The organism is Maribacter litopenaei (assembly GCF_025244665.1).
Classification (GTDB): Bacteria; Bacteroidota; Bacteroidia; order Flavobacteriales; family Flavobacteriaceae; genus Maribacter; species Maribacter litopenaei.
In genome coordinates this window covers 3,363,959-3,389,798 of the sequence record NZ_CP104205.1, presented here as the reverse complement: position 1 = coordinate 3,389,798, position 25,840 = coordinate 3,363,959, and the positions used below count along the sequence as shown (strand labels likewise).

Annotated in this window: 26 protein-coding genes and 8 pseudogenes; 17 read left to right on the top strand and 17 right to left on the bottom strand. The window is 38.9% G+C overall.

The genetic code is table 11. The features are described from left to right. The first annotated feature begins 142 nt into the window (after positions 1–142). From NYZ99_RS18315 to bioD, 3 genes are all read left to right on the top strand, one after another. Positions 143–1,294, top strand: coding sequence for an aminotransferase class I/II-fold pyridoxal phosphate-dependent enzyme (locus NYZ99_RS18315; RefSeq protein WP_260572600.1), 1,152 nt, complete (start codon positions 143–145; stop codon positions 1,292–1,294). A 3-nt stretch (positions 1,295–1,297) separates the two neighbouring features. Continuing rightward, positions 1,298–1,675: a putative signal transducing protein gene (locus NYZ99_RS18310; protein ID WP_260572599.1), complete on the top strand. Its 378-nt coding sequence runs from the start codon at positions 1,298–1,300 to the stop codon at positions 1,673–1,675. A gap of 99 nt (positions 1,676–1,774) precedes the next feature. Next, positions 1,775–2,392, top strand: a complete 618-nt coding sequence (gene bioD, locus NYZ99_RS18305; RefSeq protein WP_260572598.1) for a dethiobiotin synthase — start codon at positions 1,775–1,777, stop codon at positions 2,390–2,392. On the opposite strand, the gene NYZ99_RS18300 is transcribed toward bioD, so the two are convergent. Further along, complete coding sequence (locus NYZ99_RS18300) at positions 2,378–2,713, bottom strand: hypothetical protein (RefSeq protein WP_260572597.1); 336 nt, start codon at positions 2,711–2,713, stop codon at positions 2,378–2,380. The two genes, bioD and NYZ99_RS18300, sit on opposite strands and share 15 nt — an antisense overlap. 73 nt (positions 2,714–2,786) lie before the next feature. Continuing rightward, entirely contained in the window at positions 2,787–3,869 is a 1,083-nt protein-coding gene (locus NYZ99_RS18295) for an ArnT family glycosyltransferase (protein ID WP_260572596.1), read from the bottom strand. Positions 3,870–3,931: 62 nt separating this feature from the next. Here NYZ99_RS18295 and bioA point away from each other — a divergent pair. The 4 genes and pseudogenes from bioA (at position 3,932) to NYZ99_RS18275 (ending at position 8,539) form a co-directional block, all read left to right on the top strand. Continuing rightward, positions 3,932–5,207: pseudogene (gene bioA, locus NYZ99_RS18290) on the top strand (adenosylmethionine--8-amino-7-oxononanoate transaminase). A gap of 8 nt (positions 5,208–5,215) precedes the next feature. Then, positions 5,216–6,442, top strand: a pseudogene (locus NYZ99_RS18285) (beta-ketoacyl synthase N-terminal-like domain-containing protein). Between the two features lie 63 nt (positions 6,443–6,505). Continuing rightward, positions 6,506–7,600, top strand: coding sequence for a biotin synthase BioB (gene bioB / locus NYZ99_RS18280; RefSeq protein ID WP_260572595.1), 1,095 nt, complete (start codon positions 6,506–6,508; stop codon positions 7,598–7,600). Positions 7,601–7,677: 77 nt separating this feature from the next. After that, positions 7,678–8,539: pseudogene (locus NYZ99_RS18275) on the top strand (cupin-like domain-containing protein). 8 nt (positions 8,540–8,547) lie between these two features. Here NYZ99_RS18275 and NYZ99_RS18270 read toward each other — a convergent pair. From NYZ99_RS18270 to NYZ99_RS18255, 4 genes and pseudogenes are all read right to left on the bottom strand, one after another. After that, positions 8,548–9,018 carry a regulatory protein RecX gene (locus NYZ99_RS18270; RefSeq protein WP_260572594.1) on the bottom strand — a complete coding sequence of 157 codons (471 nt, stop codon included), beginning with the start codon at positions 9,016–9,018 and terminating at the stop codon, positions 8,548–8,550. Then, positions 9,018–9,596 carry a PepSY domain-containing protein gene (locus NYZ99_RS18265; protein WP_260572593.1) on the bottom strand — a complete coding sequence of 193 codons (579 nt, stop codon included), beginning with the start codon at positions 9,594–9,596 and terminating at the stop codon, positions 9,018–9,020. Before NYZ99_RS18265 ends, NYZ99_RS18270 begins: the two co-directional genes overlap by 1 nt. Positions 9,597–9,802: 206 nt before the next feature. After that, a pseudogene (locus tag NYZ99_RS18260) lies at positions 9,803–11,351 on the bottom strand (Rne/Rng family ribonuclease). 258 nt (positions 11,352–11,609) lie between these two features. Further along, positions 11,610–11,900: an HU family DNA-binding protein gene (locus NYZ99_RS18255; RefSeq protein ID WP_013306152.1), complete on the bottom strand. Its 291-nt coding sequence runs from the start codon at positions 11,898–11,900 to the stop codon at positions 11,610–11,612. Between the two features lie 126 nt (positions 11,901–12,026). Between NYZ99_RS18255 and mutY the strand changes: the two genes are divergently transcribed. The 7 genes and pseudogenes from mutY (at position 12,027) to NYZ99_RS22370 (ending at position 17,559) form a co-directional block, all read left to right on the top strand. Further along, the gene (gene mutY, locus NYZ99_RS18250) at positions 12,027–12,971 is read left to right on the top strand and encodes an A/G-specific adenine glycosylase (protein WP_338039120.1); all 945 of its coding nucleotides are present in this window, start codon (positions 12,027–12,029) and stop codon (positions 12,969–12,971) included. A 129-nt stretch (positions 12,972–13,100) separates the two neighbouring features. Continuing rightward, the gene (locus NYZ99_RS18245) at positions 13,101–13,562 is read left to right on the top strand and encodes a single-stranded DNA-binding protein (RefSeq protein ID WP_260572592.1); all 462 of its coding nucleotides are present in this window, start codon (positions 13,101–13,103) and stop codon (positions 13,560–13,562) included. A 22-nt stretch (positions 13,563–13,584) separates the two neighbouring features. Beyond that, positions 13,585–14,914 (top strand): annotated as a pseudogene (locus tag NYZ99_RS18240) (gliding motility-associated protein GldE). A 41-nt stretch (positions 14,915–14,955) separates the two neighbouring features. After that, positions 14,956–15,459, top strand: a pseudogene (gene gldD, locus NYZ99_RS22380) (gliding motility lipoprotein GldD); the annotation flags it as partial. 10 nt (positions 15,460–15,469) lie between these two features. Next, positions 15,470–16,418: pseudogene (locus NYZ99_RS18230) on the top strand (pyridoxal-phosphate dependent enzyme). Next, on the top strand, positions 16,419–17,150 hold the full coding sequence (locus NYZ99_RS22375) for an MBL fold metallo-hydrolase (RefSeq protein ID WP_338039117.1): 732 nt from the start codon (positions 16,419–16,421) through the stop codon (positions 17,148–17,150). It begins immediately after the preceding pseudogene. Positions 17,151–17,178: 28 nt separating this feature from the next. Continuing rightward, positions 17,179–17,559 (top strand): MBL fold metallo-hydrolase, encoded by a 381-nt coding sequence (locus tag NYZ99_RS22370; protein ID WP_338039116.1) that lies wholly within the window; start codon positions 17,179–17,181, stop codon positions 17,557–17,559. Here NYZ99_RS22370 and NYZ99_RS18220 read toward each other — a convergent pair. The 7 genes and pseudogenes from NYZ99_RS18220 to NYZ99_RS18205 all read right to left on the bottom strand — a co-directional run bounded on the left by NYZ99_RS18220 (position 17,552) and on the right by NYZ99_RS18205 (position 22,689). After that, positions 17,552–17,974, bottom strand: coding sequence for a hypothetical protein (locus NYZ99_RS18220; protein WP_260572591.1), 423 nt, complete (start codon positions 17,972–17,974; stop codon positions 17,552–17,554). The two genes, NYZ99_RS22370 and NYZ99_RS18220, sit on opposite strands and share 8 nt — an antisense overlap. Then, positions 17,971–18,300: a heavy-metal-associated domain-containing protein gene (locus NYZ99_RS18215; protein WP_260572590.1), complete on the bottom strand. Its 330-nt coding sequence runs from the start codon at positions 18,298–18,300 to the stop codon at positions 17,971–17,973. Before NYZ99_RS18215 ends, NYZ99_RS18220 begins: the two co-directional genes overlap by 4 nt. A 1,115-nt stretch (positions 18,301–19,415) precedes the next feature. Continuing rightward, positions 19,416–19,607: a hypothetical protein gene (locus NYZ99_RS22365; protein WP_338039115.1), complete on the bottom strand. Its 192-nt coding sequence runs from the start codon at positions 19,605–19,607 to the stop codon at positions 19,416–19,418. After that, a complete protein-coding gene (locus NYZ99_RS22360) occupies positions 19,604–20,044 on the bottom strand; it encodes a hypothetical protein (RefSeq protein WP_338039114.1) in 441 nt (146 codons plus the stop codon). Before NYZ99_RS22360 ends, NYZ99_RS22365 begins: the two co-directional genes overlap by 4 nt. Further along, positions 20,044–20,970 (bottom strand): M16 family metallopeptidase, encoded by a 927-nt coding sequence (locus NYZ99_RS22355; RefSeq protein ID WP_338039113.1) that lies wholly within the window; start codon positions 20,968–20,970, stop codon positions 20,044–20,046. The genes NYZ99_RS22360 and NYZ99_RS22355 overlap by 1 nt, the downstream gene beginning before the upstream one ends. Continuing rightward, on the bottom strand, positions 20,967–21,359 hold the full coding sequence (locus tag NYZ99_RS22350; protein WP_338039112.1) for a peptidase M16 family protein: 393 nt from the start codon (positions 21,357–21,359) through the stop codon (positions 20,967–20,969). Before NYZ99_RS22350 ends, NYZ99_RS22355 begins: the two co-directional genes overlap by 4 nt. Positions 21,360–21,367: 8 nt before the next feature. Next, positions 21,368–22,689, bottom strand: a pseudogene (locus tag NYZ99_RS18205) (M16 family metallopeptidase). A 169-nt stretch (positions 22,690–22,858) separates the two neighbouring features. On the opposite strand from NYZ99_RS18205, the gene NYZ99_RS18200 reads away from it, so the two are divergent. The 3 genes from NYZ99_RS18200 to rpmA all read left to right on the top strand — a co-directional run bounded on the left by NYZ99_RS18200 (position 22,859) and on the right by rpmA (position 24,396). Then, positions 22,859–23,314 (top strand): DUF4199 domain-containing protein, encoded by a 456-nt coding sequence (locus tag NYZ99_RS18200; RefSeq protein WP_260572589.1) that lies wholly within the window; start codon positions 22,859–22,861, stop codon positions 23,312–23,314. A 98-nt stretch (positions 23,315–23,412) separates the two neighbouring features. Further along, on the top strand, positions 23,413–24,093 hold the full coding sequence (rplU, locus tag NYZ99_RS18195) for a 50S ribosomal protein L21 (RefSeq protein ID WP_260572588.1): 681 nt from the start codon (positions 23,413–23,415) through the stop codon (positions 24,091–24,093). Between the two features lie 42 nt (positions 24,094–24,135). Then, positions 24,136–24,396, top strand: a complete 261-nt coding sequence (gene rpmA / locus NYZ99_RS18190; RefSeq protein WP_055396357.1) for a 50S ribosomal protein L27 — start codon at positions 24,136–24,138, stop codon at positions 24,394–24,396. 59 nt (positions 24,397–24,455) lie between these two features. Here the strand turns inward: rpmA and NYZ99_RS18185 are convergent, their stop codons facing one another. The 4 genes from NYZ99_RS18185 to NYZ99_RS18170 are packed head-to-tail and all read right to left on the bottom strand — an operon-like array spanning position 24,456 to position 25,814. Next, the gene (locus NYZ99_RS18185) at positions 24,456–24,857 is read right to left on the bottom strand and encodes a 5' nucleotidase, NT5C type (RefSeq protein WP_260572587.1); all 402 of its coding nucleotides are present in this window, start codon (positions 24,855–24,857) and stop codon (positions 24,456–24,458) included. Beyond that, on the bottom strand, positions 24,821–24,976 hold the full coding sequence (locus tag NYZ99_RS18180) for a 5' nucleotidase, NT5C type (RefSeq protein ID WP_260572586.1): 156 nt from the start codon (positions 24,974–24,976) through the stop codon (positions 24,821–24,823). The genes NYZ99_RS18185 and NYZ99_RS18180 overlap by 37 nt, the downstream gene beginning before the upstream one ends. Positions 24,977–24,988: 12 nt before the next feature. Further along, the gene (locus tag NYZ99_RS18175) at positions 24,989–25,690 is read right to left on the bottom strand and encodes a peptidase dimerization domain-containing protein (RefSeq protein ID WP_260572585.1); all 702 of its coding nucleotides are present in this window, start codon (positions 25,688–25,690) and stop codon (positions 24,989–24,991) included. Continuing rightward, positions 25,653–25,814: a hypothetical protein gene (locus tag NYZ99_RS18170; RefSeq protein ID WP_260572584.1), complete on the bottom strand. Its 162-nt coding sequence runs from the start codon at positions 25,812–25,814 to the stop codon at positions 25,653–25,655. The genes NYZ99_RS18175 and NYZ99_RS18170 overlap by 38 nt, the downstream gene beginning before the upstream one ends. Between the last annotated feature and the right edge of the window lie 26 nt (positions 25,815–25,840).

The window sequence follows — 25,840 nt, the reverse complement described above, 5'->3', positions numbered from 1 at the left end:
TATTGAATTAAAGATCGAAATGACTCATAAAATAAGATATCGATAATAGTTAGGGCAACACCTTACATTCCTATAAAAAATAGATACAAATTTCATTTTTCTGTTTTGGATTTTTGATAGATTGCGCTATAAATAAAATGGAATGATTGACCTTCCCAAGAAACTTAAAAAGAAGCTCGATGAGAGAGCAAGTAATGGTGCACTAAGACAGTTGAGCGTTCCTTCCGGATTGGTTGATTTCTCTTCTAACGACTATTTGGGTTTTGCAAGAAACGAAATTCTTTTCTCCAAGACTTTTCAATTATTATTGAAGCATAATATTACCCAAAATGGGGCCACGGGATCCAGATTGTTAACCGGAAACCATTCTCTTTATCATGATTTGGAATTAAAGCTGGCACAAACCCATAACTCAGAGAATGCCTTGGTTTTTAATTCAGGATACGATGCCAATATCGGTTTTTTGGGCAGTGTGCCACAAAGAGGTGATTTTGTCTTTTATGATGAATTCATTCACGCCAGTATTAGAGATGGGTTACAAATGAGCCATGCCAAAGGCTATAAGTTTGACCATAATAGCCTATCGGATTTAAAAGAGAAAATCCAAAAAACGGTTTCGGGGGACGGTGACTCGGAAGTTTACATTGTTACTGAATCGGTATTCTCTATGGATGGAGACTCTCCTGATTTAAAACAATTGGTTTCTTTTTGTGTATCTGAAGGATATAGATTGGTAGTCGATGAGGCACACGCTGTGGGTGTTATGGGCAAAAAGGGTTTGGGATTGGTTCAGGAAATGGGGCTGGAAAAGGATGTTTTTGCCAGGATCGTAACTTTTGGTAAGGCTCTTGGAGTTCACGGTGCGGCAGTACTTGGTAGTAATGGCCTTAGGGATTATCTTATCAATTTTTCACGTAGTTTGATTTACACTACGGCGTTGCCTCCGCATGATATTATCGGCATTCTATCTTCCTATGAATTTTTAGCTGAAGAAGGTGCAACACAGCGAACCCTACTTTTGGAAAATATAGCATATTTTAAGATCCAAGCCAAAAAGCTAAAGGCCGGTGTCAGCTTAATCGATAGTAGTTCGGCAATACAATCCGTAATCATACCCGGTAATGAAAACGTAAAAAGGATTTCAAAACAATTGAATGATGATGGCTTTAATGTAAAGGCCATTCTTTCCCCTACGGTTCCTGAAGGAAAGGAACGCTTGCGCTTCTGTATTCATAGTTTTAACTCTAAAGAGGAAATAGGTCTTATAGTCCAATTACTGGCAAAATACTTGTGATGTATGAAGGATAAATTTTATCACTTGGCTTCTTTTGAATATGTGGCGGATGTTCAAATCCTTAAAGGTAAATTGGAATCAGAGGGTATACCTGTTTTTCTTCGCGATGAGAATACATTGAATTCTGATCCTTTGATCAGCAATGCCATTGGTGGGGTGAAATTATTGGTCTATTCACAGGATAAGGATTTGGCACTTGAAATTTATAACGAAGTTAGGGCGTACGCTTTGGACGAAAATGATAACCCGATTACGTGTCCCAATTGCAAGGCATCAAAATCTGAAGTATATTATAACAGGAAGGGAGTTTTTTATAAACTTTTTCCTTTTTTTGAGAAAAGAAAATATAAGTGCCTAAATTGTGGCATGATTACAAGATAATTTAGAGTTAAATAGTTTAAGGCTTTGCTCAAAATATAAGCGGTTTTCTACTGTTCGCTAATTGGGATTGTAAAGAGGAATTAAATAAATTAATTAAGCATGCAAAAGATTTTTGTTACAGGTATTTCCACAGGTGTTGGTAAAACGGTTGCTTCGGCAATTATTACGGAGGCTCTTCAGGCTGATTATTGGAAGCCGATACAATCAGGGGATTTAGACCAAACCGATAGTGATACCGTTAAAAATCTTATTTCAAATGACCAGACGACCATAATGCCCAGCAGTTATGAGCTCACAACTGCTATGAGCCCACATGCTGCTGCCGAAATCGACGGGGTTAAAATAGATCGTTTCCATATTAATGAACCGGCAACGGACAAAAATTTAGTAATAGAAGGTGCCGGGGGCCTTTTGGTTCCATTAAACGATGAGGATACCATGTTCGACATCATTATGCCGGAATATAAAGTAGTAGTGGTTTCCAAACACTATTTGGGAAGCATCAACCATACCTTGTTGACAATAGGGTGGTTACAGAATAAAGGGTATGATGTTTCCGTATTGTTCAACGGAAAGGAAAACCCCCAAACAGAAAGAATCATCCTTCATAAGACAGGTGTTCCTTTAATTGGTAGGATCGATGAGGAACCAAAACTCGACAAGGAGGTTATTGCAAAATATGCTGGCAAGTTCAAACATGTTTTAGAGACCCTCTAACCTTTGTAAGATTTCTGCTTTTTCTACTGTGGCCTCAACTTGGTAATGTTTAGATAAATAAGCATCTATATACTCGTTCTCTTCTACTTCATCCTTGTCAAAAACCCGTCTTCCTTTTCGTACTACGATGGTTTTTGGTTTTATTTCTTCCATAATGAAACGAAGTTCCTCAAGGGAATCTTTTCCGGGGTTGTCAAAGAACGGATAGAGTTCGTCCCTACAAATGTTGCTGGGGTGGGTCGCCGCCAATGTTGGCGGTAATACACCTAAGTTCCAATACCCAATATGGTATCCAAAAAATAAAATGTCCTTGGTGTCCAATTTGTTTTCCGTGATATATTTAGGAACAGTAAAGCCTTCCCCGTTGAAAAATGTTCCCCTCTCGATTTTGTTCTTAACAATATTGACATATTCCGAGATAACTCTCTATTGGAATAAGAAGTAATAAAAAGAAGAGAAGCCCAGGTATCCTAATTTTATACTGATGGTACAGATGATGGATTAATATACCAAAATATATAATGAGCATTGGATGTACCTGAATCAAATAATGTCCATTGATCCTCCCACCTTTAAAAAAGGAAAAAAGCACTCCGCATACAGAGACAAGTAAAAGAAGAGATGTTCTGTTTGTGAACTTGATAATATTCCTTTTCCAACAAAAGAATAACAATAGAGCCACAGCGATAAAAGTCGGTGCTAATTTTAAAAGTGAAAACCTTCTTGCCTCACTATATTCTAGAGAAGCCAAAACGACAGACTTCCACCAAACCTCAAACTGATTGCTCAAGTAATAAGGGGAAAATGTTAAGACAATTACCAATAAAATACCTAGACCAAAAGTAAAAATCTCCCAAAATGTAACGGCTTTGTGTTTGTTCAAATACTCAAATGCCAAATACAATCCAATAAAAAGAACAGGATAGGCCATATTCAATTTTATCATAATAGCTATTCCCATAAATATACCCGAAAGAAGGAGCCAATAGGGACCTTTTTTTGCTATAATGAAGTATAAAGATGGTACAAAGAAGGCCATGCAAAGATGTTCTGACATTACCCCTTGAAGACTTCCAAACAAACTGAGCAAGGCGACACAGAATATCCCACACCATAGAGCGACGGTAATAGTGGTTATTCTCGATGCGATTTTAAAACTGAAAAAGGCAGTTGAAGCAATCAGGATTGCCCCGATTAACCTTATGGCAATAAAGCTTTTCCCAAATAGATAGATGACAATTGAGAAAAATGCAAATGTTAAAGGAGGTTTTAAATCCCATAGTTGTGTATAAGGTAAGTGACCGTCCACCCAAGATTGACCCAATAGGATAAAGGTGCTTTCGTCCCGATCAATATAATCCCTAAAGAAAAAGGGAAACCTAATAAAAAATGTAATTCCGGTCAGCAAAAGAAAAACGGCTTTATGGTTTGATCGGGAATTACCAAGAAAGGATTCCTTTAGGACGTTAAGATTCATTAACAAGTTTAACTTTATTTCCCATCTTTGCAAGATAGATAAATTGTGGATTCTTGAATTCTATGAAAGGGGGAAATCTATCTGAACGGGACAAAAAACATCTTTGGCATCCGCTTACACAACACAAAACGGCCTTAGCTCCAATAGGTATTGTTAAAGCCGAGGGGGCACTTTTATGGGACGAAGAAGGGAAATCGTATATAGATGGCATTGCATCATGGTACACGGCCATGTACGGCCATGGCCATAAGGATATTACCAGGGCTATATCGGAACAGGTACAGCTGTTGGATTTTGTCATGTTCAGCGGGTTTACCCATGAACCTGCCGTAAGACTATCCGAAGAGCTGATGGCCATATTGCCTAAAAACCAAGCTAAGCTTTTTTTTAATGATAATGGTTCCACCGCAATAGAGGCCGCCATAAAAATGGCTTTGCAATACCATTTTAATCAAAATGATAAGAGGGACACTCTAATCGCATTTGAGGACGGTTTTCATGGGGATACATTTGGGGCAATGAGTGCTTCGGGACTCTCCTCGTATAATGATCCTTTTGAAGATTTTTTGTTAAAGGTAGAGCGCATTCCGGTGCCTCAAAAGGACAATTTGGATATGGTACAATCCCAACTGGAATCCATAGTTTCAAGTCACAAATGTGCGGCATTTGTATTTGAACCATTGGTACAGGGAGCTGCGGGAATGAAGTTTCATTCTGCGGAAGGACTGGATAAACTCATTAAAATATGCCAAAAATACGGCATACTTTGCATAGCCGATGAGGTAATGACAGGTTTTGGCAAGACTGGGAAAATATTTGCTTCGGAAAATCTGCAGAATCAACCTGATATCCTCTGCCTTAGTAAGGCGTTGACCGCTGGAATATTTCCCTTGAGCATAACAAGTTGTACCCAAAAGATTTTCGATGCTTTTTTGAGCGAGGATATTTCAAAGGGTTTTTTTCACGCCCATACCTATAGTGCACACCCCCTAGGTTGTGCCGCTGCATTGGCGGGCCTTAAATTGCTGAATTCTCCGTGAAATAGTGGAGCGGAGAAATTATATAGCATCAGTACACGATTCCTTTGTTACAAAGGTTGAAAATCACCAGAAAGTGCTGAATGCCCGTTCAATCGGAGTGATTTTGGCTATCGATTTGAACGTGGAAACAGAGCGATATGGAAATCTACGTGACCAATTGTATAGTTTTTTCATGGAGCGAGGTGTTCTTTTAAGACCCTTGGGGAACACGATATATGTATTGCCACCCTATGTGATTACCAATGGTCAGTTGCAAAAGATTTATGAGGTGATAATTGAATTATTGGATAGCTTATAACTATGGCCATGTCTACTGAGAAAATTTCAATAACTTCCATCTCCTCAATTTCTCCATTGGGCGATTCCTTGGAAGAGACTTGGCGAAACTATCAAAAGGAGGGCCATTTGCTTACTCTTGAGAATTTTGAATGGAATGGTACTTGGGTAGGTCGGTTGCCCGAAACTATTTCACAAAAAATTGAGGCATTAAGGCAATCCGATTCCAAATACAAAAACCTGGACAATAGTGTTCTTTATGCCATATATGCTTCGCGCAAAGCTGTGAAATCGGCTGGTTGATCCGTAAAAGATGAAGCATCAAATTTTGGAATTAATATTGGTTCCTCTAGAGGAGCTACCCGTTTGTTCGAAAATTTCCATAAAGAATTTTTAAGGAATAAAAGAGCAGCCTCATTAACTTCTCCGACCACTACTTTGGGAAATATTGCTTCCTGGGTTGCCCATGATTTGGGAACGGTGGGGCCGAAATTTTCACACTCCATTACCTGTTCCACTGCATTGCATGCCTTGTTGAACGGTGTTGCATGGATACGAAGCGGTATGGCCGATAAATTTTTGGTTGGTGGTAGTGAAGCTCCTTTGACACCTTTCACCATAGCTCAAATGAAAGCTTTAAAAATATATGCATCTTCTGTAAATATAAGAGGTACTAAGATAGCTGAGCTATCTGTGCCGAGCGCAGCCGAGGTAAGCCCAAGCTACCCATGCCGGGCGTTGGATATAAGTAAGAAAAGAAATACCATGGTGTTGGGTGAAGGTGCTTCCGTGGCTTGTTTGGAGCAGGGTATCCATCAAGGGTCTTTGGCTGAAATTGAGGGCATTGGGTATGCTACGGAACTTTTGGAACACAACGTATCTATTTCTGCCGATGCTCAATGTTTTCAAAAATCCATGGCGATGGCTCTGAATGGCATTTCCAAGGAAGAGGTAGATGTCATCGTCATGCATGCACCAGGAACCCTAAAAGGTGATGAATCGGAAATAAAGGCCATAAAAAAAATATTTTGTAGCGATCTCCCTTTTCTAACGACAAATAAATGGAAAATCGGTCACACATTTGGGGCCTCAGGCATGTTAAGTATAGAATTGGCCGTCCTCATGTTGCAACACCAAGAAGTGGTTAAAGTTCCTTTTTATAAAAATACCACTATACCAAAAAAGATTAAAAAGGTTTTGGTAAACGCTGTGGGCTTTGGGGGAAATGCTGTAAGCATATTACTTTCTAAAGTTTAGGATCCAATTATATTTTCTGAACTTATTCTTCTATTTTTGAAACCTACAAACAACTGTGATTTTATGAGCGAAGTAAGACATGATTGGATCAAGGAGGATATTTTGGCTATTTACAATAGGCCGCTAATGGAACTGTTATATGACGCGGCAACCATTCATAGAAGACATCACGACCCCAATACGGTTCAAGTATCCACCTTACTTTCTATAAAAACCGGAGGGTGCCCTGAGGATTGTGGGTATTGTCCTCAAGCGGCAAGATATCATACCGAAATCGAAGGGAACGATTTAATGACAGTGTCACATGTAAAGGCCCAAGCCCTGCGTGCCAAAGCTTCCGGAAGTTCAAGGGTCTGTATGGGTGCCGCATGGCGAAATGTAAAGGATGGTCCGGAGTTCGACCAAGTTTTAGAAATGGTTAGGACCATCAATAAACTGGATATGGAGGTTTGCTGTACGTTGGGTATGCTCACCGAAAATCAAGCAAAAAGGTTAGCTGAAGCCGGTTTGTACGCTTATAACCATAATCTGGATACGTCTGAGGATTATTACAAGGATGTAATTTCAACCCGAGCTTTTCAGGATCGCTTGGATACCATAGATAACGTACGAAAGAGTAATGTGACCGTTTGTAGCGGAGGTATTATAGGTATGGGAGAAAAATTGGAAGACCGGGCCGGAATGTTGGTAGCTTTGGCATCTTTAAACCCTCAACCGGAGTCAGTTCCTATTAATGCTTTGGTAGCTGTGGAAGGAACCCCTATGGAGAATATGGATCCTATTCCCATTTGGGATATGATTCGTATGGTTGCAACAACAAGAATCGTAATGCCTGAAACCCAAGTTAGATTATCCGCAGGTCGTACACAAATGAGTAGGGAAGGCCAGGCTATGTGCTTTTTCGCAGGAGCCAATTCCATTTTTGCTGGGGACAAACTATTGACTACCCCAAACCCGGACGTAAACGAGGATATGGAAATGTTCAAACTTTTAGGATTAAATCCACAGAAGCCCTTTACAAAGATATCACAGCCTAAAACAGTCGAAGCTTCGGAATCTCAATTTACATCTTTGGATGAAAAACCAAAATGGTCAGGACCTGGACATAAAATTGAGCGTAATGAAGATGCCAAACAGAAGGTGAAATTGACGGACTAGTCCTACATTATCACAATTTTAATAAAATTTCTTCCCTTTGTTGACTAAATTTGGGGCTTATTAAAACCCAAATTGATTTGAAGTTAACAGAAATTCCAAGGGTAGAAACTATTTCCAAGGAAGATTTTTTAACCAATTATTTCAAGCCCCAAAAGCCTGTTGTAATACAAAGGGCCATTGAGGCCTGGCCTGCATTTACCAAATGGAATTTGGACTATATGAAGGGTGTTGCCGGTGATAAGGTAGTTCCTCTATATGATGATAGGCCAGTACAACATGAGGATGGATTCAATGAGCCGCATGCAAGAATGAAAATGTCGGAATATATTGAGTTGCTAAAATCCAAGCCTACCAAATACCGTATTTTTCTTTGGAATATATTGAAGGAAGTACCGTGAACTACAAAATGACTTCTCATATCCTGATTTTGGGATCAAACTCATGAAGGGACTTCCTATGTTGTTCTTTGGGGGTGAGAATTCGCATACTTTCATGCATTATGATATTGATTTGGGAAATATTTTTCACTTTCATTTTGAGGGCGAAAAGGAATGTATTCTTTTTCCGCAGTCAGAAACCAAATATTTATATAAGGTACCTCACTCATTGATTACGCATGAGAGCATTGATTTTTCAAATCCAGATTATGAGATGTGGCCAGTTCTCAAGCAAGCGAACGGATTTAGGACTAAGTTAAAACATGGAGAGGTATTGTATATGCCCGAAGGATACTGGCATTATATGAAATACTCAACTCCGGGTTTTTCCATGAGTCTAAGAGCTATTGCAAGAAATCCCAAAAATTTGGCGAAAGCACTGTACAATGTACTTGTTATGCGACATTTTGATGTGATGATGCGGAAAATTAAAGGGCAAAAATGGATTGATCAAAAGAACAAAAGAGCTATCTCCGGAACTAATTTTTTAAAAACAGGATAGTCTATGTCCTAAGTAATAAGTTCATTTACCTTGTCATAGACCAAATGACTTTCCCATCCACGGTAAAGCAAATAATCAGCTAGTTTTTTCTTTCTTTTTTGAATGTCCTTCTCCTTGATTTCTCTTAATCTTTTTTTCGCAAGGGCATCAAAGGTTTCTAAATATTGAGCCTCTTCGATTTCCTTAAGAGCGGTTTGAATGTTAAATCCGGAAATCTCCCGGAATTTTAATTCTGCAGTAATTCGCCCTTTTCCCCATTTCTTGATGTTGAACTTTCCCCTTGCGAAACTTTGAGCAAACCGTTCTTCATTGAGGTAATTTTCTTTTATTAAGTGGGCTATTATGGTATCTATGGCGATTGGAATCATTCCCATGTCCCTTAATTTTTTTACAACCTCTTTATGGCATCGATCCTGATAGGCACAGTAGCCTTCCAACTTTCTAGTCGCTTCCTCAAGGGTATACGATTCCTTTTGCATTATGAATTCTTTGATATTCTTTTCATCCGCTTTGGTCCATACCATAACCAAAAACCAGTAACACTGAAAAGTAAAAGCGACAAGCCCATTACAGAGGTGTAAAAAAGTTTTATTTGACCATTTGAAGTACCTAAATATCTATCCAAAATAGAACCGTCATGCACTTGTTCAATAAAATCAGAGCGTCTGTTTTCTATTTTTAACAAAGCTCCGGTGGCACCATCTAATTGAATTCCATGGAAATTATCTTTAAACTTGAATTTTAAAACACCTTTATCTGGTCGCACATCAATTCTATCGATTTCGAGCGAAGTTTCTGATGAAATGGAATCTCTAAAAATTTTGAGGGCAGTCAATTTCAATGTATCTAATGGTAGCCACTCAGATAATTCCGTTGATGTACCTTTCTCAGTTTTTGCAAGGATAAGTCCACTGCTATTTTTTTTCCAGCCTAAAAGGAGTCCAGTTATAGAAATAAACAAAAAAAAGAAGAATAGGAGGGCTCCCGTTGTGCGATGCAATTTTCTAAATATACGTATGACCTTTGCTTGTTGCTTTCTCCTATGATTTTTCGCCATTAGACGGATGGGTTTAATCGGGTAAACGCTAAAGGTAAGGGAAGAAAAAGTCTCTTAAAACACTTTAAGAATATTTTAAAGAATGTAATTACCCAAGTTAATTAATTGTTTTTTTAAACATGGTATGGTGCTCTAAATAAACGGCAGAAGGGATTCAAAAAATGAAAACAAAAAAAGCGACCCCTTTTGGGAGTCGCTTTTAATTATCAATATATTGTTTTTCCGTCCTTATTTTTAAAACGGTATTCGAGATACGTATAGGCATCCCTTGGTTGAATCTTTATCCATCGCTTATGTTCCAAGAACCACTTGGTACGTATGGACGGGAATCCTTTTGTAATGTAGGCCGCTATGAAAGGATGAATGTTTAAAGTTATGCTATTGTCTTTAGCAGGTCCTTTCAAGAGTCGTTCCAAATCTACATTGATTTTGTTGATCAAAACGATTGGAGCTTCAATCTCCTGTCCGTTTTTGTTTGGATTCTCTTCGGTTGTTTTTATATTCATTTCGGGTCTAACACGCTGTCTTGTAATCTGTATCAGCCCAAATTTACTAGGAGGTAAAATTTTATGCTTTGCACGGTCATCTTTCATCTCATCCCTAAGATGATCAAAAAGCTTTTTTCTATGTTGTGATTTTACCATATCGATAAAATCGACTACTATAATACCTCCCATATCCCTTAAGCGTAGTTGTCTTGCAATTTCAGAGGCGGCCAAAAGGTTAACCTCCAAAGCAGTGTCTTCTTGGTTCTTTGCTTTGTTGGAACGGTTTCCGCTATTGACGTCGATTACGTGTAACGCCTCGGTATGTTCTATTATTAGGTAAGCACCTTTGCTCATGGTCGCAGTACGACCAAAGGAAGTCTTAATTTGTCTGTCTATTCCAAATTTTTCAAAAATGGGGACATTGGTATTGTAGTGTTTGACTATGGATTCCTTTTCAGGGGCGATCTCGGAAACGTAGTCCTTGATTTCTCCGTATAATGTGGAATCGTCAACATAAATTCCGGTAAAGCTATCGTTAAAGATATCCCTAAGGATGGAGGAAGCCCTATTGAGCTCCACTAATACTTTTGAAGGCGTCTGTGCCTTGTATAATTTTTTGCACATTGCCGACCATTTGTTCAGCAAGTTTGCAAGGTCTTTGTCCAGTTCCGCTACTTTTTTGCCTTCTGCAACCGTTCTAATAATTACTCCGAACCCTTTCGGTTTTATACTTTTCACAAGTCTTTTCAACCGATCCTTTTCCTCTTTGCTCTCAATTTTTTGTGATACTGAGACGCGATCAGAAAAGGGTACCATAACCAAGTATCGTCCGGCAATGGATAGCTCGGAACTTATTCACGTATCCTTTGGTCGAAATAGGTTCTTTTACGATTTGCACTAAAAGGGATTGATTTGCTTTGATGGCATCAGTAATGACCCCATTTTTATCAATATCCTTTTCAAACGGAAAGTTTTTTAAGGAATAATCCTTGAGTTTTCCTGTACTCACCTGTTTAATGAACTTTAGCATGGAAGACAGTTGCGGACCCAAGTCATGATAGTGAAGGAACGCATCTTTTTCGTATCCCACATTAACAAATGCGGCATTTAGACCCGTTACGGGCTTACGAATTTTGGCCAGGAATATATCGCCGACCGAGAAATTGTTATTGTCTTCCTCTTTATGAAGTTCAGTGAGTTTTCCGTCTTTTAATAAGGCAAATTCAACGGCATTGGAACTAGATCTTACGATTAATTCTCTATTCACCTGAATGTATTTGTATCTATCCTCAAAAAGTTGAAGGATAGATAGATTAAACAATGTTGGAAACAGATATTAAAATCTGCCGAGATTCTCTTTTGGAATCTCTATGTCAAGGAACGTAGGTATTAAAACGAAAAAGTAGTTTCTAAAACTACTTTTTCTTGTGTCGGTTAGCTCTTCTACGCTTCTTACGCTTATGAGTAGCTACCTTATGTCTTTTTCTTTTTTTACCGCTCGGCATAAAGTTCTTCTTTTAGATTATTATTTTACTTGTACGTTGCTTTTTACACCTTCTACAAAAACCTTTGCCGGCTTAAATGCAGGAATGTTGTGGGCGGGGATTTTAATAGTTGTATTTTTAGAGATGTTCCTTCCGGTTTTCTCTGCCCTGGTTTTGATTATAAAACTTCCAAAACCTCTTAGGTACACATTATCTCCACTTTCTAAAGAAGTTTTTACTTCTTCCATAAAGGATTCAACTGTCGCTTGTACATCTCCTTTTTCAATTCCCAGTTTGTCTGAGATCTTCGATACAATTTCCGCTTTCGTCATCTTACAATATTAGATTTTCTGTATTTTTTTCGGGTTGCAAATATATAAATTAAATTCAATCTTTCTTTCTAATAATCTAATTTTAAGTAATTAAACTGATACTTTTGACGCTTATTATTTTTATGAATGTCTTTTTCCGATAAAATTCTGACATGGTACCATAAAAATAAGCGTGACCTGCCCTGGCGTGATACGGTTGACCCTTATAAAATATGGTTATCCGAAATTATATTGCAACAGACCCGAGTGGCACAAGGTATGCCCTATTACTTTAAGTTTATTGAGGCATTTCCAACGGTAGAGGATTTAGCGAAGGCGGAAGAGGAAAGGGTATTAAAATTATGGCAGGGGTTGGGCTATTACTCCCGAGCCCGTAATTTACATGCTGCTGCCAAAATGGTCGTCGATGAATTTAAAGGAGAATTTCCTAAAACCTATGAGGGTTTATTAAAATTAAAAGGCATAGGAGATTATACGGCCAGTGCAATTTCCTCTATTTGTTTCAATGAGGCACAGGCGGTAGTTGATGGTAACGTGTATAGGGTCTTATCCCGTTATTTTGGAGTGGCCACACCAATTAACAGCACGGCAGGTATAAAATACTTTAAAAGCCTAGCACAGGAAATGTTGCACTCAGGGAACAGAAGGGACTACAATCAAGGAATTATGGAGTTTGGGGCGATGCAATGTACCCCTCAAAATCCCGATTGTACTGTGTGTCCACTTGCCAATGGTTGTATGGCTTTGGAAAAGGGTACTGTAAAAGAGCTACCGGTTAAGATTAAGAAATCAAAAATAAAGAATAGGTTTTTTAACTATTTGGTGCCCATTGGTTATGATAAAGGGCACAATAAAATAACCCAGCTGAGGCAACGAAAAGGAAGGGGAATTTGGCAAAACCTTTGGGAATTTCCCTTATTGGAAACTGAGAGCGAAGCAGGATTGGGGCAAATATATAATCACTTTTCTGATGTATTGGAGTTTAAAGGAGAACCACAGATAACCTTGTATAATGAAAATGCCATTGTCCATAAATTATCCCACCAACATTTGCATACCAAATTCGGATAATGGAAGGTGTTTTTGATTCGGAAGATGTAGTAAAAGTTTCCAATCTTAAAAATTACCCAGTTCCTGTATTGATTGCGGAATTCATGAAAACATTTAAATTTTAGTACTTTTGAATATTAGAATAAATATATGAGCGGTACATTAAATAAAGTGATGTTAATTGGGCATCTAGGAGACGAAGTTAAGATGCATTATTTTGAAGGTGGAGGTTGCATTGGACGTTTTCCTTTGGCCACGAATGAGACGTATACGAACAAGCAAACAGGTGAGCGGGTTACCAATACTGATTGGCATAATATTGTTTTAAGAAATAAAGCAGCGGAAATCTGCGAAAAGTATTTGAGCAAAGGAGATAAGGTGTATGTCGAAGGACGTTTAAAAAATCGTCAATGGCAAGGAGAAGATGGCAACACCCGATATACTACGGAAGTGCACGTACAGGACTTCACCTTTTTGACCACAAAGCAGGAAAGTATGGAGAACAGCTCCGGTCAATCTTCCCAGCCACAGCAAATGCATCATGATGAAAGGACACCCCCAAAATCATCAGCGCCTTTGAGTCAGGATGATGATGACGATTTACCATTCTAATTTGGATATTAAATTATAGTAAGTGGATCCCGACCCTTTACCACTGGCCTCGATTTTTATGGTAATGGATAGTGCATTTGCGCTAAATGTTGCCGTTTTAGTTCTTCTTCTTTTATGTTCGGCCCTTATTTCCGGGGCAGAGGTAGCCTTGTTTGGGCTTTCGGTCACTGAAATAAATGAAATAAAGGACTGAGAAAACGGACAAAAGCAACATCCTCATTAGGTTGTTGGAACGACCCAAAAAACTATTGGCGACCATACTTATTGCCAATAATGCCATTAATATTGGGGTTGTACTAATTTTTAATGTAATCGGCGACACCCTATTTTCCGAAATAAATACGATCCTATTCAATATCGTTTCCGTAAGATTTCTGTTGGAAGTGGTAGTGGCTACCTTTCTAATTCTGATGTTCGGCGAGATTTTGCCCAAAGTTTATGCCAATAGAAACCGATTGAGTTTTTCAAATTTTATGGCCTATCCTTTACGAGTGTTAGACTTTCTATTTTCACCTTTGAGCTTACCCATGCGCTCCGGGACGATTTTTTTATACAACAAGTTGGGGAAGGAAAAATCAAGCCTTAGCGTGGATCATTTGTCCCAGGCATTGGAACTTACTTCGGATGGAGATACTACAAAAGAGGAACAAAAGATTTTACAGGGTATCGTTACGTTTGGGAATACCGACACCAAACAGGTAATGAGGCCTCGAATCGACATTTTTGGATTGAACGAGCAAATGAAGTTTCCGGAAGTATTGGAGGAGATCAAAAAGAATGGATATTCTAGGATTCCTGTTTTTTCGGAAAATATAGATAATGTTCTTGGGGTTTTATATGTAAAAGACCTCTTACCCTATCTTGACCGGAAGTCGTTTAATTGGATGTCCTTGATACGTGAGCCATATTTTGTACCTGAGAATAAGAAATTGGATGATTTGCTGGCCGATTTTCAGGCCAAGAAAAACCATTTGGCTGTAGTAGTGGACGAATATGGGGGAACATCCGGTATTGTAACCTTGGAAGATATTATTGAGGAAATAGTTGGGGATATTAGCGATGAGTTCGATGATGAGGACCTTGTTTTTTCAAAACTGGACGATTATAATTATGTTTTTGAGGGGAAAACCACTTTGAAGGATTTTTATAGGGTCATTAAGTTGGTCGATGAGGATATTTTTGAGGAAAATAAGGGTGAATCTGAAACGATAGCCGGTTTCGTACTGGAAATGGCCGGAAGCTTTCCAAAAAGGGGTGAGGAAGTTGTTTTTGAGGATTATAAATTTGTAGTTGAAAGTTTCGACAAGAAGAGATTAAAACAGATTAAAGTGACATTGCCACATGAGGTTTAAGATATCAGCACTCCTACTCGTATTTGTTATTTTACTAGGGATCATGCGAAGATCAGGCTATCCCAAAACCAAAGGCTCAAATGCGATTGGAATATCCGGAAGGAGCCTCTTCACCATTGGAAACGGATAATTTTAAATTTCAATACAATCAACTGGCTACACCCAATTTGGATTCTGAAACCGCATTCTCCTTGGAATACCCGTAAATGAAAGGGGCTATATTCTTAAGTTATAAAAAGATCGATGATAATTTGGAAAAATTGATTGTCGATGCAAAACGTTTAAGCTATGAGCATGCGGCCAAGGCGGACAATATTGTGGAACAACCTTATGTAAATCCCAATAAAAAGGTATATGGATCTTTGTTTGAGGTACAAGGAAACGCTGCTTCACAATCCCAGTTCTTTGTCACCGATAGCACAGAACACTTTCTGACGGGTTCGGTATATTTTTATACTAAACCGAATTATGATTCCATATTACCGGCGGCCGCCTATCTTCAAAATGATATTAGAAGGATTATTGAAACGTTGGAATGGAAGTAAATAATAGGGGATGAACAGAGTAGCACTTAAGGATTGTCATGATAGAATAGCCCAATTTGTACATAATACTCCAATACTAACGTCATCATTGATTAATGAAAGCTTAGAGTGTCAAGTGTTTTTTAAGTGCGAGAACTTTCAAAGAGCAGGAGCATATAAAATTAGGGGTGCTACCAATGCTATATTGGAGTTAAATCGAGAGCAACAAAAAAAAGGTGTTGTTACCCATTCTTCGGGGAATTTTGCCCAGGCCGTTTCCTTGGCGGCCAAAAGTTTAGGAGTTCCTGCACACATTGTAATGCCAACTTCGGCACCCCAAGTAAAAAAGGACGGAGTCATAGCTTATGGAGGTATAATCTACGAATGTGAACCTACGGTGGAGGCGAGGCAATCCTTGGCCGATAAAATTGCAAAGGAAACTGGCGCAGCTTTTTTACATCCATCCAATGACTTGAACGTTATAATCGGCCAGGGGACGGCTGCCATTGAATTACTTGAAAAACAACCTGATTTGAACGCAATCTTCTGTCCTGTAGGTGGGGGAGGACTTATCGCTGGTTCTTCACTATCCGCTAAATACTTTGGAAAGGATTGTAGGGTAGTAGGGGGTGAGCCTTTTGAGGCGGACGATGCCTACCGATCATTGGTTTCCGGAAAAATTGAAGGTAACGAAACCGTGAATACGATAGCGGATGGTTTAAGGACTACTTTGGGAGATATTAACTTTCCGATAATAAAGGAAAATGTATCTAAAATTGTTCGCGTCACCGAGCAAGAAATAGTTTCTGCGATGCGGCTTGTTTGGGAGCGAATGAAAATTATAATAGAGCCCTCAAGTGCAGTGGCTTTTGCCGCTTTGATCAGGGATACTGGAGAAAACCCTACTGACTACCAAAATAAAAGAATAGGCATAATTATCTCTCGGGGGTAATGTGGATTTGAATCGATTACCATTTTAGATGAAAACCTTAAAAAGAATATTAAAACGGATGTTAATAGCGATTCTAACCATATTTATTGTGCTTTTTGTTCTAGTGGCACTATTCGTAAACTTGAGTCCGGAGTTTGGAGGTACTATTTCTGATACCCAAAAGGAGCAATTTTTAAAATCGGAAAACTATAAAGATGGTGTTTTTGAAAACATCGGAGGTGTAAAGATGTCTATGGGTTTTAATGATTATGTGAAATCCATGCGTGGCTTTTTTGATCCGCAACCAAATACGATACCGGAGGGGGAACTTCCTGTTTCAAAAGTAGATTCCCTAGATCTTGTTAACTATGATGGACGTGCAAGATTGGTATGGTTTGGCCATTCCACTTTATTATATCAGATATATGGGAAGAATATATTAATCGATCCTATGTTGGGACCAGTGCCTGCTCCTCATCCTTTATTGGGTGGCAAAAGATTCAGCGAGAATCTTCCTATCGATATAGAAAAATTACCATCCATAGACATGGTTATACTATCCCATGACCATTATGATCATTTGGATTACGCATCTATCCTAAAATTAAAGGATAAAGTTAAAATGTTCTTTACCCCCTTGGGGGTAGGATCCCATTTAGTAGAATGGGGAGTGGACAAGAATAGGGTAATTGAAATGGATTGGTGGGATGAAACCACCTATGATGGTTTTTTCATAAAATGTACGCCTGCCCAGCATTTTTCCTGGTCGCGGGCTTACTGATAGGGGCAAGACCTTATGGAGTGGCTGGGTGGTACAGAACGATAGTACCAATATTTTCTTTAGTGGGGACAGTGGCTATGGAAACCATTTTAAGGAAATAGGTCAAAACTATAGTCCTTTTGATTTTGCCATGTTGGAATGTGGTCAGTACAATACACTTTGGAAAGAAATTCACATGATGCCCGAAGAGACTGCCCAAGCTGGAATCGATGTGAAGGCAAAAACGATAATGCCCATTCACTGGGGTGCTTTTAAACTGGCCATGCACCCATGGACGGATCCGGTGGTACGGGTAACCCAAAGAGCCAAGGAATTGAATGTGCCGATAGTTACACCAATAATTGGAGAATATATTTATTTAGACCAACCTTCTCAATACAAAGAAGAATGGTGGGAGAGCGTTAATTAGTTTTTTCCGGAAGAGCTTCGGCGTTGGCAATACTGGAATTTATTTTCTCTTTTAGTTCCTTCATCTTTATTTCTTCTTCATTGAGCCACAATTTTTTTTCTTCGCTCAGCTCCTTACCTTCCATTACCTCACTATGATCAAAACGATTTCCAAAACTTTGCATCCAATCCATCATGGCCTTGTTTGCATCCTGTAGATCCCTCATTGCTTTGGCTTGGGGGGAATCGACTCCAAGAGAATCTGCCATAGGTTTTAACTGGCCTACCAATTTTCCCAGCTGGCCCATTTTAGGCATCACCTCATTATGTATAGCCATTACCTGTTCCATTTTAGAGGGTTCTTCGTTTCTCTTTTCCTCTTTACACGATGTTATAAATAAAAATCCGACTACTATTAATAGTGTTATTTTTTTCATTTTTCTTTGATTGTGGTTTTACCTATGGTATAAGTATATTCTTTTACTTTAGTGTTGGTAATGATTGATTTTATATCCGAAAGCGAAATAATGTTTGGATTAAATTTAACGATAGCCTCTTTCTTAACATAACTTACTTCTGCAGAAGTAATTCCTGGAGTACCATTAAGATTAGAACTTATTTTATCCGCGCAACCTTCTTGGCATGCCATCCCCTCTACTTCAATAAGTACCGAGGTAATTTTCTCCGCCTCCGTAGGGCCCTCTTGGGCTGAGGACAGTGTAGAGACAAAAAACAGGGCCGTAAAGGTTAGAAATAGTTTCATTACAGAGTACTCTTTTAGTTAACTAAGCAAAGATACTAATAGGGCCATGAATAATTCCTCTAATTAGGTTTTATAATCCATTCTTAAGTCTGAAGTCTAAAGGAAAGTAACTTACTAAAAGTCTCCGATTTGGAGATTTTTTCAATATAAAAACAAGCGAAGTGTTTGTATACTAAGATTTTTTTAAAAAAGTCATCATTTTTTACATCAAAATATTTTAAAATAAATATTTCATTATCAATTAGTTATAAGTTTTTTTCAAAAATTTAGGCTTGAATCTTTTTAAATAAGATGATTTTTTTTGGGAGTTTTTCAAGTGACGTTGTTATATAAGCAAAGACCGACATTATGAAAAAGATAGAAATCGTAAGTTGTGCAAACAGAAAAAATGTTTCTGATGATGTTCAAAAAATATTTATCGGGCAATGTAAATTTCTAAAAGGCCTAATAGCATTTTTAGCCATTCAGTATATCGTGCTCTTAGCAATACTTTAATCCTATAAAATCCCTCAAACAATTTTCCCCTTAATTCAAAAACATGAAAGCATCAAACCAAATAAACCAAAAGGAACTATTGGAAACTCAGGAAATCCAACAGACGTTTAAAGATTATAATAACTTTTTGATAAGTTGTATCGTCTTTCTCACGTTTTCGTATTCTTTGCTTATGGTATTAATATAATAATTCCCCATTCCCCAATGGTATTATTAGTACATACTGATTACTATGGAAATTAAAAAACGCGCTTCCTGGAGCGCGTTTTTTATCCCTTATAGACAAAGTCCTCCAATTAAATGGCACTTGAATTTAAAAATCGATAATTCGGTACTGGTTTTCAAAAACGGATGTGAATAGTTTTAAAATGTACCGATTTTTATAAAAGCAATAAGAGTTTTAATGGATCTATAATTTGGGATTTAGTTGTGTTGCATGTAAAAGCCCGCTCAGTCATGGAGCGGGCTTTTTATTTTAATTAAGTCAATTCGATTACTCGAAATCTGCGGGAGTAACGCCTTCGTTGACCTTAATTTCTGAAACAACGAATTCGATATTACGGAGTCCCATACTTTGAATTAATTTATATGGGAACAATATCCCTGAAACCTCTTGATAATCATCCGAGAATCATGGTTTGTTGCATGGTCTGTCCTTGCATCTCAAGTACATTCACCTCCTGTAACTTGAGTCCGGTTTCCGCATCGTAAAATGCGGTTTTATTATCGGTTATCTTGACCTTGTAGGCCTTTTTATCACCTACCATATCGGTTCCTTCTAGTGAAATACCGCCTACCGCTAAATAATTCAACTCGGGAATGGAGCGGATTCCTCCTTGATTTTGGTAATTTCCTCCTCTGAAAAATCTTTTCGTTGGCCCTGTGCAACCATATACCCTTTGTCCCCGTCAAAAACCTGTTTGCTTACGGAATTCCCCATCATTTGTATGTCCTGCATAAACTGGTCTTTTGACGTTTTTTTAAGTTCTAGATTCAACTTCATTCCCTGCATTTCCGCTTCGGCCGTCATGGAGTAAGAATCTACCCCTTCCAATTTCTCTTTACCTCCTATAGCCTTTATATAATTTTCAATAACACTTTCTGCCGTCAAGCCTTCCGGTGTTGCGGCATTATAATCTGGCTTTTCTGTACGTTCTGCAGTTTTTGTGTAAAATAGCACTGGGAGTTTTTTTCCTTTGAACTCAACTTTTTCCGGATTTTCCAGCACTTCACTTCCTTTTCCTGCCACTACAACTCGGCATTGGAGGAACTAAAGTATTTTTTGGCCGCATTTTGAACATCGGCAACGGTAATTTTGTCCAGTCTTTCCAAATACGTTTTATAAAAATCTTTGGGTAGCCCTTCTTTTTCTATGTTTAAAGCGTAATTGGCAATGGTCTGTGGCTGTTCCAAAGCCATCACGAATCTTCCCGCATATTTGGCCTTTGTGTTTTTCAATTCTTTCTCCGTCACAGGTTCCGAAATGATTCTGTCAATTTCTTGGAGTATTTCAACCACCGAACTATCGGTTACGGCATTTCGAACACTTGCCGTGGCCCTAAACCTTGAAGGTTCATACTTGTCACTCCCAAGGGCGGAATATGACCCGTAGGTGTATCCTTTATCCTCTCTAAGGTTCAAGAATAACCGGGCTTCGCCACCACCGCCCAAAATCCGGTTGGCGATCAATGCTGCCAAATAGTCGTCATCCTTCATTTTAAGATCGACGATATTTTGAACCGCAATTTCCGACTGTACAGCGTTTGGCATATCTACAAAACTTATTTGGGTGTTATATACGTCCTTGGGCTTGCTGTAAGTGAAGGAAGGTGGAACTGCTTTGATCCATGAGGTAAAGTATTTTTCCGTTAATTCCTTGACCTCATCAAAATTTACATCGCCTACCACAACCAAGTAGGCATTGGCCGGAACGAAATAATCCCTATAAAAGGTTTTTACGTCTTCCAGCTTTATGTTGTTTACCGTCTCAAGGGTAGTAAACTCCCCATAAGGATGGTCCTTTCCGTAAGCCAAGGCTCTTTGTACCCTTCCACTTATGGCGGAGACGTCTTTTTCCTCCGCTTTTAGGGCAGTAAGTAATATGTCCTTCTCCTTATCGAATTCCTCTTGGGTAAAATTTGGATAAATGGCGGCATCGGCCATCAACTCCATCATTCTGGGAAATATTTGGAAAGTGAACTAGCAAAAGCACTTTGGGAACCAAAACTGAGTCGGGCGCCAAGAAAATCTACTTCTTCATTGAAATCGTCCTTGGGAATGTTCTTTGAACCTTGTCCTAGCAATGACCCGGTTAAACTTGAAACCCCAGCCTTGTCGCCTTCTAAAATAGGAGGATTGTCAATGGTCAATTGAATGGATACCCTTGGTAATTTGTGGTTTTCCACGACCATTACTTTTAGTCCATTATTTAAGTTAAAACTTTGGGGTTCTTCCGATTTATCTCTCGGAGCTGGCCCCGGTTTTGGCATTATGGTTCTATCCACCTGTGCCTGGACTGCTGTGGTTAAAAATATGCTGAATAGTATGATGTGTAACTTTTTCATTTCCTTTTCTAATTTGAAGGTTTTTCTTCAGGTAAATAATCGATAATGACTCGTTGATTGGGCTTTAGATATTTAGTGGCCACTTGCATAATTTCTTCTCGTGTAACGAATCGATAAATTTCAATCTCCTTATTGATTAGTTCCGTGTCACCAAATAACATATAATTCCTGGCCAAGGAATTGGCGATGCCTTCAACACTTGAATTGGAGTTTACATACTGATTTTCAAACTTGTTTTGAAGTTTTTGATAGTCTTTCTCTGAAATAAGATTGGTGCGTACCTTGGCAATTTCTTCTTCCATTTCAGAGATTAGTGTGTCCAAGGGAGTTTCTCCAACAGGTAAGGCAAAAACAAAGTACATACTATAATCTTCTTGGGGAATATTAAAGGCTCCAACTTGCAAAGCCTGTTTTTGGTCGTCCACCATTTTTTTATACAATTTTGAGGTGGGACCGTCACTTAAATAGGTGGAAATCATATCTAGTACGTAGGCATCCCTTTCCTTAAAACCAGGTGTTCTGTAGGCCAATCCGGCTGCCGGTATTTGAATATTTGGGTCATAGGCTTGTACCCTTCTCTCTGTAGTAATAGGAGTTTCCATTGGGTAATTTCTCGTGACCTGAGTGCCTTTGGGTATGGGCCCAAAGTAATCCTTGATCAGACTTTTAGTTTGATCGACATCAATATCTCCGGCAACGACAAGCACCGCATTATTGGGCGCATAGTATTTTTCATTATATGCCTTAACATCCTCCAGGGTCGCGGCTTCCAAATCTTTCATGTAACCAATATTGGGATCTTTGTAAGGGTGCTTTTCAAATAGATTTTCACCCAAAACTGGTAATAACCGCCCGTAAGGGGAATTGTCATATCTAAGCCTTTTTTCTTCCTTAACCACCTCTATTTGTGTATCCACACCATCTTGATTAATCACGGGGTGAAGCATTCTTTCCGACTCCAACCAAAGACCTAATTTCAGGTTATTCGATGGGAAGACCTCATAATAATAGGTCCTATCCTGTGTCGTATTGGCGTTATTGGTACCCCCATTGGAGGATACAATTTCAAACCATTTGCCTTTTTCAATGTTCGGGTTCCCTCAAATAATAGATGTTCGAAGAGGTGTGCAAAACCTGTTCTACCTTCTGTTCGGTCTTTTCCCCCCACATGATACATTACCGAAGTCGTGACCACAGGGGCCGTATTGTCTTGATGAAGGATGACATGAAGGCCATTTTCCAGGTCATACTCCTCATATTTGACTTCTTGGGCATGGGTTAATGCGCAAGAAAATAAAAGGGTAATAACCCCAAGTAAAGTTTTCTTCATTTTTTCAATGTTTAGTGTTGTTCTATACCATTGGTATAGATTTATTGGATTTGTTACACTAAAATACGCTTTTTGTAAGGTTAGTCTTATCAAATGACTTTCTTTTATGGCAGTTTTGGATACATTTTACCCGAAGTTTTATTAACTTTTAGGAACAAAATAGAACATCATGAAAAATTATACCCTTCCCATAAGATTTGGAATTGTTACCAGTGCCTGTCTCATTGCTTATTTTTTGATACTGGCATTAATGGGCCTGCATACGAATGTGTTCTATAGTCTTTTTAATGTGATAATAACCGGATTTGGGATTTATGAGACAATTAAATATCTGAAAATTAAAAGACCTGAAACATTTGAATATGGTACTGGCTTCGTTGCCGGCCTTGTTACTGGAGGTGTAGCAACGCTAATCTTTACGCTGTTTTTTGCCTTTTATTCCACAGAGTTGTCACCTGGTTTTTTGGAAGAACTATCTACGAAGTGGGCAAAGGAATATGAAAATTTTGAGGCCATCGTTTTTTTGGTTGTCGCTACTATGGGTTTTGTGACTTCCTTGGTACTTACCCTATCATTTATGCAACTTTTTAAGCCATCCAATAACTTGAAACAAGGAAGGGGTTAAAATCATCAAAAATACCTTGTAGGTTAAGGAATAAGCAGTATATTTGCACCCGCCTTTGGAAAAAATCCATCAGGTTTTAATATTACATTTTTAACGATATGTACGCAATTGTAGAGATGGCAGGGCAGCAATTTAAAGTTGCAAAAGACCAAAAAGTGTATGTTCACCGTTTACAAACAGAAGAAGGTAAAAAGATAACTTTTGACAATGTTCTTCTTTTGGATGACGGCAAGAACGTTACCGTTGGCGCCCCAGCTATAGACGGAGCCGCAGTTGAGGCTAAAGTCATTAAGCACCTTAAAGGTGACAAAGTAATCGTTTTTCATAAGAAAAGACGTAAGGGTTACAGAAAGAAAAATGGTCACAGACAATCTTTAACTGAGATTGTAATTGAATCCATTGTTGCGAAGGGCGCCAAAAAAGCCGCACCTGCTGAAAAAGAGACTTCCGCTAAACCAAAGGCAGATGGTAAGGCTGCTCCTGTAGAAAAGTCGGTTGCCTCTAAACCAAAGGCCGCTAAAGCAAAAGCTTCAGCTGATGACCTTAAAAAGGTAGAAGGAATTGGATCAAAAATCGCAGAAACTTTGAATGCTGCTGGCATTACAACTTACGCGGAATTGGCTAAATCAACACCAGAGAAAATTTCTGAAATCATCTCAGATGTACGTGGTAACCACGTTACGGATACTTGGCCAGCACAAGCTAAATTGGCTGCCGAAGGTAAATGGGACGAATTAAAGAAATGGCAAGACGAATTGGACGGTGGTAAAGAGTCCTAAGCTCTTTATCCCCAAAGTATAACAATATAAAACCTTAAAATTATGGCACATAAGAAAGGTGTAGGTAGTTCAAAAAACGGTAGGGAATCAGAATCGAAACGCCTGGGCGTTAAGATTTTTGGTGGTCAAGCTGCCGTTGCCGGTAATATAATCGTGAGACAACGAGGTACAAAGCACAATCCAGGAGAGAATGTGTATGCTGGTAAAGACCATACATTACATGCCCGTGTTGACGGACTTGTAAAATTCGAGAAAAAGGCAGGTGGAAAATCCTATGTTTCCATTGAGCCATTCGAGGCCTAAGAGCTTAAATTCTCAAGAAAAAATAGAGCCCTCATGACGTGAGGGCTTTTTTATGCCGTTTACAATAGTTTTTCCGCAACTTCTTCCCATGAATTCACCCTTTCTATTCCGGTTGTGTGAATATTATGCGGAGAAGTAAATAGTAATGGACGACCATCAAATTGGGTAAGGTTATAGCTCCTGTCATCAATCAGTATGTCTCCCTTTAAGATGTGTTTATGCCCGCAAAGAATTCTATTCTGCCAGGGTATAAAGGGGAAATGTTCATCCAACCAATCACTTTTCTCTTCAAGGGAATTTGGAAATTGCATGGCTGCAGAGGCTATGTAGACCTCATATTTTTCAGCCAGTTCGTTTAAAACTTTCTGACTGTCAGCAATTGGTCTTAAATCCCTAAAAAAGCCTCTTCTCCTAGCATGGTTCCTCACACTTTCTTGATGCGCTTCAGGACCATATGCCAAACTTCGTTTCCTAGGCACAACTCCTCGGTAAGCCTGCCGTTGAATTCTTTATTGTATATGTCTATATGGGCTCCGTAGGTATCTGCCAATACCTCGTCCATGTCAACGTAAATTGTCATTATCTATTCTATTTATTTGCTCAATCCAGCTTGTGCTAATGTAATTAAGAGGGCAAGTTTTATTGACTCCTCTGATGGTTCATCGTTCAAGTACCATTCATGCAATGAATGTGCCCCACCTCCGGAACCACCCCTACCAATACATACGGCCGGTATTCCTTTGGAAACGGGAATATTGATGTTTGTTGAACCTCTACCTAATGATGGAGTTCCCCCAAAATACTCCGTGGCGGCCATACTTCTTTGAACTAAGGGAATATCAGAAGATAGTTCGCCCGAAGGCCTATCCCCAATTTTAATGAGCTCATAGGTGACTTCACCTTCGATGCCACTTGCATTATATTCCTTGATGGCTTTTTCTATGGATGATTTGAAAATTTCTTCGATTTCATCTAGATTTTTTGGACTAATGGCCCGCATGTCCACTTCCATCCAAGATTCAAAAGGGATGGAATTTACAGAGGTTCCGCCCCCAATACGTCCCACATTAAAACTTGTTTTTGGAATGTCACCTGAGGTATATGCCCATGCCTCTTTCGAAAAAACGTCAATTGCCTTGCCTAATGCATGATGTGGATTCGCTAGTCCGAATGCTCCCCATGAGTGCCCTCCTTTACCTTTTATAATCAGTTTGTAGCGTTTGGAACCCAATCCTGCATTACTGATTCTCCCCATACTACCGCCATCTATCGCTATCCAAGAATCTATTTTCATACCGGATTCGTTGAAAATGTACTTCATCCCTCTTAAATCCCCCGCGACCTTCTTCACCAACAGATCCAACTATCAATACGTCCTTTTCAGTTTTAATGTCCGCTTTGTTCATGCCATTTAACATAGAAATAAGATTGGCCAAGGCCCGGG